This window comes from Pseudomonas sp. Teo4, assembly GCF_034387475.1.
GTDB lineage: Bacteria > Pseudomonadota > Gammaproteobacteria > Pseudomonadales > Pseudomonadaceae > Aquipseudomonas.
The window spans coordinates 188,894-201,292 of the sequence record NZ_JAXCIL010000001.1; the positions used below are offsets into that span (position 1 = coordinate 188,894).

Below are 12,399 nucleotides of genomic sequence, written 5' to 3' on the forward strand. Positions count from 1 at the left end.
TGACGGACAATGCGCGTTTTTGTGCGGGCAGGTGGCAGTGATGGCGACGGAGCGGGAAGAGCGGCTACTGGCCCGGGTCGAAGATGCCTTTGGCGTGATCAGCGTGTACGAGGTGGACGACTACCGTTTTCTCGAGTTCGGCGATGCCATCGAGCAAAGCTGCGTGTTCACTGCCGACCCCAGTTGGCTGGAGTACGATTACACCCGCGCCATGCTGGTCGGCGCCCTGTGCCACGCGCAGCCTGAAAGCGCGCTGTTTCTGGGGTTGGGCGCCGGTACCCTGACCCAGGCTTGCATGAAGTTTTTGCCCCTTGAGGATATCGAGGCCATCGAACTGCGTCCGGACGTGCCGCGCCTGGCCATGGAGTACCTGGGGCTGGACGATGATCCGCGCTTGTACGTGCGCATCGGCGATGCCCTTGAGTTGCTGCCGAGCGCGGAACAGGCCGACCTGATCTTCGTCGACCTGTATACCGACCACGGGCCGGGTGTCGGCCACCTGGCGTGGAATTTTCTGGAGAACTGCCAGAAGCAGCTCAACCCAGGCGGTTGGCTGGTGATCAACCAGTGGGCCAACGATGACGGCAGGCCGCTGGGTGCGGCGCTGTTGCGTGGGCTGTACCACCGGCATTACTGGGAGCTGCCGGTGAAGGAGGGCAACGTGATCCTGCTGGTGCCGGCGGACCTTGAGCAGACGCTGGATCTGGACGGGGTGCGGGCGCGGGCCGAGGCGTTGATGCCGCGTTTGGGGTACAGCCTGGAGAGCCTGATTCGAGAAGTTCGGCCTGCCACTTGATTGTTTGGGGCCGCTTCGCGCCCATCGCAGGCTTCGCCAGCTCCCACCCGTTGGGAGCAGCCCAGAACGACCTGTGGGAGCTGGCGAAGCCTGCGATGGGGCGCGAAGCGGCCCCAGGATCGAAGGCTTGAAAAAGCGATTCAGCAAACACAAGCATGATGGCCATGCACTGGCTCCCAACCCTGAAAAATTTCCTCACGGTCCCCCTTCAATTCGGGTATAGTACGCGCCGGTCTTTTAGCGGACCTCAAAATCAGGTGGTGCAAATCCTCCGAGTCCAGCTTCGGCTGCACGTCCGCTAGGCGGACCTTCCCACGTATTCATTTTCAATCGTTTTCGCAAATCCCCGCCGCCAAAGCTGCCTGGGTGACCGTTTGGTCTTTCAAGGCATGTGCAGCTTTGGAGCATGGGTCTTTGCGGATGCACCCAGAGGCAGACCCATGACCAGGAAACCGGCGGATTCGCCGCTCTCGATCTTAATCCGAACATTGTTGCTGCCGTCCTGGCTACCGGCTACGAAGAGCCGTCGGCCATTCAGCACCAATCGATCCCGATCATCCTCGCCGGTCACGACATGATCGGCCAGGCGCAGACTGGCACCGGCAAGACCGCTGCCTTCGCCCTGCCGATCCTCAACAAGATCGACGTGAGCAAGCGCGAACCGCAAGCCCTGATCCTGGCGCCAACCCGTGAGTTGGCGCTGCAAGTAGCTACCGCATTCGAAACCTACGCCAAGCAGATGCCGGGCGTTAACGTGGTGGCCGTGTACGGTGGTGCCCCAATGGGCCCACAACTGCGTGCCATCCGCAACGGCGCGCAAATCGTCGTCGCTACCCCGGGCCGCCTGTGCGACCACCTGCGTCGTGACGAGAAAGTCCTGTCCACCGTTCAGTACCTGGTACTGGACGAAGCGGACGAGATGCTCAAGCTGGGCTTCATGGATGACCTCGAAGTGATCTTCGACGCCATCCCCGAGTCGCGCCAGACCGTGCTGTTCTCCGCCACCCTGCCGTCCTCGATCCGCAGCATCGCCGAGCGTCACCTGCGCGAGCCGAAGCACGTCAAGATCCAGAGCAAGACCCAGACCGTTACCGCGATCGACCAGGCCCACCTGATGGTCCACGCCGACCAGAAGATCCCGGCTGTGCTGCGTCTGCTGGAAGTGGAAGAGTTCGACGCGCTGATCGCTTTCGTGCGCACCAAGCAAGCCACCCTGGACCTGGCCTCCGCGCTGGAAGCCAAGGGCTACAAGGCTGCCGCGCTGAACGGCGACATCGCCCAGAACCAGCGTGAGCGCGTCATCGACTCGCTCAAGGATGGCCGTCTGGACATCGTTGTCGCCACCGACGTTGCCGCTCGTGGTCTGGACGTACCGCGCATCACCCACGTATTCAACGTGGACATGCCGTACGACCCAGAGTCCTACGTGCACCGTATCGGCCGTACCGGCCGTGCCGGTCGCGATGGCCGTGCGCTGCTGCTGGTTACCCCGCGTGAGCGCCGCATGCTGCAGGTGATCGAGCGTGTAACCGGGCAGAAGGTTGCCGAAGCTCGTCTGCCGAACGCCCAGGCCGTGCTGGATGCGCGCATCAAGAAGCTGACTTCGAGCCTGGCGCCGCTGGTTGCCGAAGCAGAAGCCACCCATGGCGAACTGTTCGACCGCCTGACCGCCGACCTCGGCTGCAGCCCGCGCGCCCTGGCTTCGGCCCTGCTGCGCAAGGCCACCAATGGCCAGGCGCTGGACCTGGCAGCGGTAGAGCGCGAGCAGCCGCTGGTGCCAAGCTTCGCCCCGCGTGGTGAGCGCCCTGAGCGTGGCGAGCGTGCCGAGCGCAGTGATCGTGGCGACCGTGAGCGTCGTGCGCCGATGCCGCTGGCTGAAGGCCGCGTGCGTTGCCGTACCGCCCTGGGTGCCCGTGATGGTATCGCCGCCAAGAACCTGCTGGGCGCGATCCTCAACGAGGGTGGCCTGGCGCGTGACGCCATCGGCCGTATCCAGGTTCGTGACAGCTTCAGCCTGATCGAACTGCCGGAAGAAGGCCTGGAGCGTCTGCTGTCCAAGCTCAAGGACACCCGTGTGGCGGGCAAGCAGCTGAAGCTGCGCCGCTACCGCGAGGACTGATCCTGGCGCAATAAAAAATCCCCGGCCTAGGTCGGGGATTTTTTTGCCTGTACCGGCCTGATCGCCGCGGCTTGTCGTGGCGACGAACCGCGGCGATTAGGCCCTTCAGTCGAACCGATAAATGTCCATCCCCAGCGCCCCCAAGGTAAAGCCTTGGTGCACCACGCCGAATGCTCCACCTGCCCCCAGTGCAAAGAACAACGGCAGGAAATGCTCATCGCTGGGATGGTTGCGCACTGCAAACGGTGCCTGCTGCCGATAATCCAGCAGCGCCGATTGATCATCCTCTTGCAGCTTCTGCACCACCCAATCTCTGAACGCCAACGCCCAAGGCTCGATCACATCCGGCCCAGCATGCCAGTCCAGCTCGCCCAGGTTGTGGGTAATGCTGCCGGAGCCAATCAGCAGTATGCCTTCCTCTCGCAGGCCCGCCAGCGCCTGGCCGACCTTGATCTGTAGCGCCGGCCCCATTTGGCTGGGCAGCGAGACCTGAATCACGGGAATGCTTGCATCCGGGTACATGAGCGACAACGGCACCCAGGCGCCATGGTCGAACGGCCGCTGTGGGTCCAGGCGGGCGGGCAGGCCGGCCTTGCTCAGCAGTGCGCTGACCTTGCCTGCCAGCGCAGGCTCGCCCGGCGCAGGGTACTGCACCGCGTACAGCGCCGCAGGAAACCATAGAAGTCATGCCAGGTTTCTGGCTGCGCACTGCCGGTCACCAGCAGTTCGCGGCTCTCCCAGTGCGCCGACACCACCACGATCGCCTTTGGACGTGGCAGGGCATTGGCCAGGCCAGCCAGGGCGGGTCCGCTGGCGCCGGGTTGCAGGGCGAGCATGGGGGAGCCGTGGGAAATGTACAGGCTGGGCAGCATGGTGGTGTCACCTGGCGGTTAAGATGCTGTCATCTTCGATCAGATACAGATCGAATTCCAATATAAGATTTTAGCGTTATCTATCTAATATCCAGGAGGAAACATGGAGGCGGCATTCTGGCACCGCAAGTGGGCCGACAACCAGATCGGTTTTCATCAGGCCCAGGTCAACCCTTACTTGCAGCGGCACTGGCCTGCGCTCGGGTTGGCGCCCGGTGGTCGGGTGCTGGTGCCGTTGTGTGGCAAGAGCCTGGACCTGGCCTGGCTGGCGGGGCAGGGGCATCGTGTGCTGGGCGTGGAGCTGTCGCGGCTAGCGGTGGAGGACTTTTTCCGAGAGCAAGGCTTGGCGGCTGAAGTATCTCAGCAGGGGGCATTCGAGGTTTGGCAGGCCGGTGAAGTGCAGGTCTGGTGTGGGGATGTCTTCGCCTTGCGGGCCGAGGATGTCGCCGATTGCGTCGGGCTTTATGACCGGGCGGCGTTGATTGCCTTGCCGCCAGCCATGCGGGAACGGTACATGGCGATGTTGTCGCAGATCTTGCCGGCGGGTGGTCGCGGGCTGCTGGTGACCCTGGATTATGACCAGTCGAAACTCGACGGGCCGCCGTTTTCGGTGGTGGATAGCGAGGTTCGCCGGGGCTTTTGCGCTTGGAAAGTGGATGAGCTGGAGGCCTTCGAAGCGATCAAGGAAAGCCCTAAGTTCGTGCAGGCCGGGGTGCCAAGCCTGCTGGAGCGCGTCTATTGTGTAGCGTTCTGATTGATATGTTGTAAGTACCGGCCTCTTCGCGGGTAAACCCGCTCCCACAGGTTACCCACTGATATCAAGAACAGTGGAGTACCTGTGGGAGCGGGTTTACCCGCGAAGAGGCCGGTACAGGCCGAAAAAGAAAGGGCGACCGAAGTCGCCCTTTCTTTTTCGCGTCAGCCCATCAACCGCGGCGACGCAGCGCCTCGATGCGGTCTTCCAGCGGTGGGTGGCTCATCAGCAGGCCAGCCAGGCCGTGCTTGAGGCCGCCATTGATGCCAAAGGCGCGCATGGTGTCAGGCATGTGCACCGGCAGGCCCTGTTCCACGCGCAGGCGCTGCAATGCACCGATCATCGCGTTGGTGCCGGCCAGCTGTGCACCGGCTTCGTCGGCGCGGTATTCGCGGCGGCGCGAGAACCACATGACGATCATGCTGGCCAGAATACCCAGAATCAGTTCGGCGACGATGGTCGCCACGTAGTAGGCGATGCCTTGGCCTTCTTCGTTCTTGAAGATGACCTTGTCGACGAAGTTGCCGATGATGCGGGCGAAGAACATCACGAAGGTGTTCACCACGCCCTGCACCAGCGCCAGGGTCACCATGTCGCCATTGGCCACGTGGCCGATTTCGTGGGCCAGCACGGCGCGCACTTCATCGGGCGAGAAGCGCTCCAGCAGGCCCTGGGACACGGCGACCAGCGCGTCGTTGCGGTTCCAGCCGGTGGCGAAGGCGTTGGCCTCGTAAGCCGGGAAGATACCCACCTCGGGCATCTTGATGCCGGCCTCGCGCGGGACAGCTCCTCGACCGTTTGCAGCAGCCACTGCTCGTGGCGGGTGCGCGGCTGGGAGATGATCTGGGTGCCGGTGGTCATCTTCGCCATCCACTTGGAGATGAACAGCGAAACGAGGGAGCCGGCGAAGCCGAACACGGCACAGAACACCAGCAGGCTGCTGAGGTTGAGGTCAACCCCGTTGGCGGCCATGATCCCGTTGAAGCCAAACAGGCTCAGGGTAATGCTTGCAACCAGCACCACCGCAAGGTTGGTGGCTACAAACAACAGAATGCGCATCATGGTTGTTACGTTCTCCTGACGGATGGGTTTGTTGCGTATGCGGGGTATATAAGGGGCCTGCCGTGCCGATTCAATCGGGCGACTATTTCAAACTGTGTACGGCGGAGTATGGCAGAGGATCTTGCGGGGGCTGTGAGGTAGAGCGTTGCAGGATGTAAGAAACATCCTGTGGGGTATGGCGGGCGGATTTTGTTGAGTTTGAGATCGAGCGCCGCCCGCGCGCGGCGCATCGCAGGCTTCGCCAGCTCCCACATCTGTTTCGGGCCAGTAACGCCTGTGACAGACGCGCGCGACCGCCTTGTATGTACGACGCGATATCAAGCCATGCGCCAAGAACGGTCGCGCGCAAATCTCACAGGAATAATTGGCCCGAAACAGATGTGGGAGCTGGCGAAGCCTGCGATGCGCCGCGCGGGCGGCGCTCGATCTCACAGATACCACAAATATCCCGCCGAACCTTACTGCGAATAACCCTTCAGGAAGTTCCCGATACGGCCAATCGCCTGCTCCAGGTCATCCACACGCGGCAAGGTCACCACGCGGAAGTGGTCCGGCCATGGCCAGTTGAACGCCGTACCCTGAACGATCAGCAGCTTCTCCGACAGCAGCAAGTCGAGCACGAACTTCTCGTCGTTGTGGATCGGGCACACTTTCGGGTCGATTTTCGGGAACGCATACAGCGCACCCATCGGCTTGACGCAGCTCACGCCAGGGATCGAATTGAGCAGTTCGTAGGTGCGATTGCGCTGCTCCAGCAGGCGGCCTGGCGGCAGCACCAGGTCGTTGATGCTCTGGTAGCCGCCCAGGGCGGTCTGGATGGCGTGCTGGGCCGGCACGTTGGCGCACAGGCGCATGTTGGCCAGCATGTCGATGCCTTCGATGTAGCTCTGGGCGTGCTGCTTGGGCCCGGAGATGATCAGCCAGCCGGAGCGGAAGCCCGCCACCCGGTACGACTTGGACAGGCCGTTGAAGGTCAGGCACAGCAGGTCTGGGGCCAGCGAGGCGGTGCTGATGTGCACGGCTTCGTCGTAGAGGATCTTGTCGTAGATCTCGTCCGAGAACACCACCAGGTTGTGCTGACGCGCCAGCTCCAGCATGCCCAGCAGCAGTTCCTTGGAGTAGACGGCGCCGGTCGGGTTGTTCGGGTTGATGATCACCAGGGCCTTGGTGTTCGGGGTGATCTTGGCCTTGATGTCTTCCAGGTCCGGGAACCAGTCGGCCTGCTCGTCGCACAGGTAGTGCACCGGCTTGCCACCGGCCAGGCTCACTGCGGCAGTCCACAGCGGGTAGTCAGGTGCCGGGATCAGCACTTCGTCGCCGTTGTTGAGCAGGGCCTGCATCGACATCACGATCAACTCGGACACGCCGTTGCCGAGGTAGATGTCCTCGATGGTGACGCCTTCGATTTCCTTCTGCTGGCAGTACTGCATCACCGCCTTGCGGGCGCTGAACAGGCCTTTGGAGTCGCTGTAGCCCTGGGCGGTGGGCAGGTTGCGGATCACATCCTGAAGGATTTCGTCCGGTGCCTCGAAGCCAAACGGCGCCGGGTTGCCGATGTTCAGCTTGAGGATGCGATGGCCTTCCTCTTCCAGGCGTTTGGCGTGCTTGAGCACTGGGCCGCGAATGTCGTAGCAGACATTGGCGAGCTTGTTCGATTTGCTGAACTGCATGATGTGATCCCGGTTGAGAATACGCGCTGCCGCCGCCGCCCAGTTCGATAGGTTCGAAAGGTTTGAAAGGGCGGCAGCGAGTGCCAGACTTGGAGCCTTGCACACGAAGCCAACTAATATACGTGCCACCCGCGCCCTGGAAAAGACGGCGCAGCGTGAAATTCAGCCTGCCGAGGTCCACTTATGCAAAAGATCGACAAAACCCTTGAAGAATGGCGCGCCATGCTCGACCCGGCCCAGTACCAGGTGTGCCGCCTCAAGGGCACCGAGCGGCCGTTCAGCGGCAAGTACAACAGCGAACGACGCGACGGCATCTACCACTGCATCTGCTGCGACCTGCCGCTGTTCGACGCGCAGACCAAGTTCGACTCCGGCTGTGGCTGGCCAAGCTTCTATGCGCCGATCGAAGACAGCGCGATGATCGAAATCCGCGACACCTCCCACGGCATGATCCGCACCGAGGTCACCTGCGCCCAGTGCGATGCCCATCTGGGCCATGTGTTCCCCGACGGCCCGCCACCGACCGGCCTGCGCTACTGCATCAACTCGGTGTGCCTGGACCTCAAGCCGCGTGACTGACCGGAGCTGAACATGGCTGGATCGATACTCGACATTCCCTGCGTGACCCTGGGCGGCGAGCACAAGGTGCTGGGCGACTTCAGTGGCAAGGCGGTGCTGGTAGTCAACACCGCCAGCCAGTGCGGTTTCACCCCGCAGTACAAGGGCCTCGAGCAACTGTGGCAGGCGTACCGCGACCGTGGGCTGGTGGTGCTGGGCTTCCCATGCAACCAGTTCGGCAAGCAGGAACCGGGCGACGCACGGGAGATCGCGCAGTTCTGTGAGCGCAATTTCGGCGTGAGTTTTCCGCTGTTTCGCAAGATCGAAGTCAACGGCCCCGGCGCCCACCCGCTGTTCGTCGAACTGAAACAGCGCGCCCCGGCCTGCTGGGCACCCAGAAGATCAAGTGGAACTTCACCAAGTTCCTGCTCGACCCGGCCAGTGGCAAGGTCAAACGCTATGGCCCGACCACCAAGCCTCAGGCGCTGGAGACGGATATCGAGCGTCTGCTCAGCCGCTGATTGGCACCCAGTGCTCGATCAGCGCCAGTAGCTCCTCGCGGCGGAACGGCTTGGCCAGGTAGTCGTTCATGCCCGCGGCGCGGCAGCGCTCGCGCTCCTCGGGCATGGCATTGGCGGTCAGCGCGACGATGGGCAGCTCAGGCCAGCGGCCACTCTGGCGAATGCGCCGGCTGGCTTCGTAGCCATCCATCACCGGCATGTTGCAGTCCATGAGCACCATGTCGAAGTCATCGTCTTCCAGCATTTCCAGGGCCTCGGCGCCCTGGGTGGCGAGCTGCACCTGGCAGCCGAGCTTGGCCAGCATGCCCTTGGCCACCAACTGGTTCACCGGGTTGTCCTCCACCAGCAGAATGCGCGCCCGGCCTTCCTCGGGCATGACGCTGGGGTTGGCCAGTGGGTGTTCGGGGGCTTGGCCTTGCAGCGTACGCCGCAGCATCTGGTACAGGGCGTTGCGCGCCAGGGGACGGGCCAATTGGTGTAAAGGGGCGAAGTGGCTCGACTGTTCGCTGGGCAGGAAGTTGCCGTAGGCAGTCACCAGCAGAATCGGCGCCTGGAACGCCGGGCGCAGGTGCTGCAAGTGGTCCTGGTCGTCGGTGATCAGCAGGTCGATGGCTGTCGTCTGGATACTGCTGGCGTCGTTATGGCGTCGGTAGCCCAGCCCCCAGGCGGGCAGCAGGCGCTGCAGCAGTTCGCTCAGGCCACTGCCGGCGCGGGTGAGGGCCACCACCTGGCCGTGCAGGTGCGCAGGCGCGATGGCTTCGGTGTGCGCGGTCAGCGGCAGGTCGGCGCTGAAACGGCTGCCGAAGCCAGGCTCGGACTGGATATGCAGGTGCCCCTGCATGGCTTTGCACAGGTTGCGGGTCAGCGCCAGGCCCAGGCCAGTGCCGCCGTACTGGCGGGTAATGCCTGCCCCTGCCTGGATGAACGGCTGGAAGATGCGCGCCTGGGCCTCCTCGGGAATGCCGATGCCGGTGTCGTGGACCTCCAGGCGCACACCGCCGACGATCACGCTCAGGCGCACGTCGACGCGGCCGAAGCGGGTGAACTTCAGCGCGTTGGACAACAGATTGCTGACGATCTGCCGCACCCGGGTCGGGTCGCCAAGCACCATGCTGGGGAAATCGTCGGCGATCAGGCAGGTCAGTTCGACGCTTTGCGCGGCATTCTGCGACAGCAGGTTGGCGGTGTCCTCGATCATCGCGCCCATGTCGAACGGGATGCGCTCAAGCTCCAGCTGGCCGGCATCGAACTTGGACAGGTCGAGAATATCGTTGAGCAGCTCCACCAGCACCTTGCCCGAGTCGTGGGCAATCGACAGTTGCTGGCGTTGCTCGCCGGCCAGCGGGCTGTCCAGGGCCAGGGCGATCATGCCGAGCATGCCGTTGAGCGGGGTGCGGATCTCGTGGCTCATGTTGGCCAGGAACGCGGCGCGGGCCTGAGCCATGTCCAGGGCGCGCTGGCGGGCTAATTCCAGCTCCTGGTTGAATGGCTCAGGCGGCTGTTGCTGGCCTTGAGCTCGTTGGTGCGCGACGAGACGATGTCCTCCAGCTCGTTGAGGTATTGGGTAAGGCGGTTTTCCGCGCTGCGCCGCTGCTGGATCTCGGTGGCCATGCTGACGAACTGCTGGTTGGCGACCTTTACCAGCACGCCGATCTCGTCGCGCTCGTGGCCGTGGGGGCAGTCCACCCGGGTTTGCCGAGGCTGGCGCGGGTCGCGGCCGCTGAGTGCGCCGATAACAGTCACCAAGGGCTTGGTCAGCATGAAGTAGAACAACGCCAGCAGGATGCCGGTCAGCACCAGGCTGCGGGCGAAACCGTTGAACAGGGTGACGCCAGCGCGGTCGAGGAAGCGGCTGCCGAAGGCGTAGGTGTCTACGTCCAGGTACAGGGTGCCCAGGTACTCGTTGGGCATGCGAGTCAGGTACAGCCGCTCCTGGAACTGGCGCTGCTCGCCGAACAGGAAGTCGCTCAGGGGCCGGTAGCGGTCTTCCAGGCGTGTGCGTTGCACATCGGCCAGCACGGTTTCGTTGTTGTCGATCAGCCGCGCGCGGATGATGGCCGGCGATTGCAGCAGGCCGCGGGTGAGTTCCAGGGCCAGTTCGGCGTCGATGTTGTAGGCGATGCGCGAGGCCGGGTTATGGCTGATTTGCATCAACGCTTGCACTTCGCGGTTGATGGACGCGTCTTCGCTGGCATAATCGATGCCGATTTGTATGAGACTGAGCAATGTTCCCAGGATGAAGCCGACCAGGACTGTCAACCGGGCTTGCTTGTATGACAGGCGATTGGTGAACTTGATATCCATGAGTCCCGAGCCGGTTCCATGTCCCTTGCGCTGCGCAAGCATAGCCGATCAGCCCCGGCTGCTGGCGGGTCTGTCACACATTCAAAGTTGATTGTTGTTGGCAGCACCGGCCCTTTCGCGGGTAAACCCGCTCCCACAGGTAGTCCACTGCTCTTAATATCAGTGGGTAGCCTGTGGGAGCGGGTTTACCCGCGAAAGGGGCCGGTGCTGCCGCAAAACTCGCACTGTCTTGCTAGGAGTCGTCATGGACGCTCGCTTGAATGCTTTCCTGGAACGCGCCGAATCGGTACTGGCGCGTCTTGAACCCTGTTGCCCGCACCACGCCCGGACATCGACTGGACCACCACACTGGCCGCCCGCTGGCAGCGCGACGGCCGCACCGGCTACCTGATGCCGCTGGAAGTCAGCCTGGACATCCGCCTGAGTGACCTGATCGGCGTCGACCAGCAGCGCGACCAGCTGGGCCGCAACACGCACCAGTTCATCAACGGCCTGCCCGCCAACCACGCCTTGCTGTGGGGCTCGCGCGGCACCGGCAAATCGTCGCTGGTGCGCGCCTTGCTGGCCGAACACGCGGGCGCTGGGCTGCGCCTGATCGAAATCGAGCGCGACCACCTGGCCGACCTGCCTCGCGTCGTCGAACAGCTGCAGAAACTCCCACAGCGCTTCATCCTGTTCTGCGACGACCTGTCGTTCGAAGCCGGGGAGGGCGACTATCGGGTGCTCAAGAGCGTGCTCGACGGCTCGCTCGAGCAGGCGCCCGACAACGTGCTGCTGTACGCCACCTCGAACCGCCGCCACCTGGTGCCGGAGAAAGAGAGCGACAACGAAAACTGGAAGCGCGTCGATGGCGAGCTGCATCCCAGCGAAGCGGTGGAAGACAAGATTGCCTTGTCCGACCGTTTTGGCTTGTGGCTGTCGTTCTACCCCTTCACCCAGGACCACTTCCTCAACGTGGTCGAACACTGGATCGGCCAGCTGGCGCGTTCTGCCGGGCTTGCCTGGCAGCGCGACGAGGCGCTGGACATCCTCGCCGTGCGCTGGGCAACCGGCCGTGGCAACCGTAATGGCCGTTGTGCCTACCAGTTCGCCCGCTATTGGGTTGGGCTGCAATTGTTGGAGCAGAAATAAATGATCGACCTCAATGCCAGTGGCGCCGGCCTCGATGGCTACAACCTGCTGGCGGCGCAAGTACAGGCGCTGTTCGCCGACGAGCGTGACTTCATCGCCAATGCCGCGCAGTTTTCGGCGTTCCTCTATAACCAGGTGGACGACCTGAACTGGGCGGGGTTCTACCTCAACCGCAACGAAGAGCTGGTGCTCGGCCCGTTCCAGGGGCAGGTGGCTTGTGTGCGCATTCCGTTCAGCAAGGGCGTGTGCGGTGCTGCAGCGGCGACGCGCCAGACCCAGCGGGTGGAAGATGTGCACGCATTCCCGGGGCACATTGCCTGTGACAGTGCCTCGAATAGCGAACTGGTGATTCCACTGGTGAAGGAGGGCAGGCTGATTGGCGTGCTGGACTTGGACAGCCCGAAGCTGGCGCGCTTCAGCGAAGCGGATCAGGTGGGGTTGGAGCGGTTGGCGGCGATCTTTCTTGAGCTGACCGACTGCTGAGTATTGCCTTGTATGGCCTCATCGCCGGCAAGCCGGCTCCCACATGGACCGCGACGAGCATTACCTGTGGGAGCCGGCTTGCCGGCGATGAGGCCAGTACAGGCAGCGCAAGACAGTTGCTCCCACAGG

At 63.2% G+C, this 12,399-nt stretch carries 6 protein-coding genes and 5 pseudogenes; 7 read left to right on the plus strand and 4 right to left on the minus strand.

Annotation, left to right across the window (positions count from 1 at the left end):
* Positions 1 to 40: 40 nt before the first annotated feature.
* Positions 41 to 796: a spermidine synthase gene (locus tag PspTeo4_RS01060; RefSeq protein ID WP_322361953.1), complete on the plus strand. Its 756-nt coding sequence runs from the start codon at positions 41 to 43 to the stop codon at positions 794 to 796.
* A gap of 406 nt (positions 797 to 1,202) precedes the next feature.
* Positions 1,203 to 2,915 carry a DEAD/DEAH box helicase gene (locus tag PspTeo4_RS01065; protein WP_322361954.1) on the plus strand — a complete coding sequence of 571 codons (1,713 nt, stop codon included), beginning with the start codon at positions 1,203 to 1,205 and terminating at the stop codon, positions 2,913 to 2,915.
* A gap of 105 nt (positions 2,916 to 3,020) precedes the next feature.
* Here PspTeo4_RS01065 and PspTeo4_RS01070 read toward each other — a convergent pair.
* A pseudogene (locus tag PspTeo4_RS01070) lies at positions 3,021 to 3,787 on the minus strand (DODA-type extradiol aromatic ring-opening family dioxygenase).
* 103 nt (positions 3,788 to 3,890) lie between these two features.
* On the opposite strand from PspTeo4_RS01070, the gene PspTeo4_RS01075 reads away from it, so the two are divergent.
* Entirely contained in the window at positions 3,891 to 4,541 is a 651-nt protein-coding gene (locus tag PspTeo4_RS01075) for a thiopurine S-methyltransferase (RefSeq protein WP_322361955.1), read from the plus strand.
* A gap of 172 nt (positions 4,542 to 4,713) precedes the next feature.
* Here PspTeo4_RS01075 and htpX read toward each other — a convergent pair.
* Positions 4,714 to 5,603, minus strand: a pseudogene (htpX, locus tag PspTeo4_RS01080) (protease HtpX).
* Between the two features lie 458 nt (positions 5,604 to 6,061).
* Positions 6,062 to 7,273 (minus strand): pyridoxal phosphate-dependent aminotransferase, encoded by a 1,212-nt coding sequence (locus PspTeo4_RS01085; protein WP_322361956.1) that lies wholly within the window; start codon positions 7,271 to 7,273, stop codon positions 6,062 to 6,064.
* 183 nt (positions 7,274 to 7,456) lie between these two features.
* On the opposite strand from PspTeo4_RS01085, the gene msrB reads away from it, so the two are divergent.
* Both msrB and PspTeo4_RS01095 read left to right on the plus strand, forming a co-directional pair.
* Positions 7,457 to 7,852: a peptide-methionine (R)-S-oxide reductase MsrB gene (gene msrB, locus PspTeo4_RS01090; RefSeq protein ID WP_322361957.1), complete on the plus strand. Its 396-nt coding sequence runs from the start codon at positions 7,457 to 7,459 to the stop codon at positions 7,850 to 7,852.
* A gap of 12 nt (positions 7,853 to 7,864) precedes the next feature.
* Positions 7,865 to 8,352, plus strand: a pseudogene (locus PspTeo4_RS01095) (glutathione peroxidase).
* Here the strand turns inward: PspTeo4_RS01095 and PspTeo4_RS01100 are convergent.
* Positions 8,342 to 10,698 (minus strand): annotated as a pseudogene (locus PspTeo4_RS01100) (response regulator). The pseudogenes PspTeo4_RS01095 and PspTeo4_RS01100 overlap by 11 nt on opposite strands.
* Before the next feature lie 202 nt (positions 10,699 to 10,900).
* Here PspTeo4_RS01100 and PspTeo4_RS01105 point away from each other — a divergent pair.
* Positions 10,901 to 11,787, plus strand: a pseudogene (locus tag PspTeo4_RS01105) (ATP-binding protein).
* Entirely contained in the window at positions 11,788 to 12,270 is a 483-nt protein-coding gene (locus PspTeo4_RS01110) for a GAF domain-containing protein (protein WP_085627184.1), read from the plus strand.
* Positions 12,271 to 12,399 lie beyond the last annotated feature (129 nt).

What these genes read in the sequence shown, in the direction of transcription:
- PspTeo4_RS01060 (WP_322361953.1), top strand. Translation starts at nt 41, where the DNA reads ATGGCGACGGAGCGGGAAGAGCGGCTACTGGCCCGGGTCGAAGATGCC.
- PspTeo4_RS01065 (WP_322361954.1), top strand. Translation starts at nt 1,203, where the DNA reads ATGGGTCTTTGCGGATGCACCCAGAGGCAGACCCATGACCAGGAAACC.
- PspTeo4_RS01075 (WP_322361955.1), top strand. Translation starts at nt 3,891, where the DNA reads ATGGAGGCGGCATTCTGGCACCGCAAGTGGGCCGACAACCAGATCGGT.
- PspTeo4_RS01085 (WP_322361956.1), bottom strand. Translation starts at nt 7,273, where the DNA reads ATGCAGTTCAGCAAATCGAACAAGCTCGCCAATGTCTGCTACGACATT.
- msrB (WP_322361957.1), top strand. Translation starts at nt 7,457, where the DNA reads ATGCAAAAGATCGACAAAACCCTTGAAGAATGGCGCGCCATGCTCGAC.
- PspTeo4_RS01110 (WP_085627184.1), top strand. Translation starts at nt 11,788, where the DNA reads ATGATCGACCTCAATGCCAGTGGCGCCGGCCTCGATGGCTACAACCTG.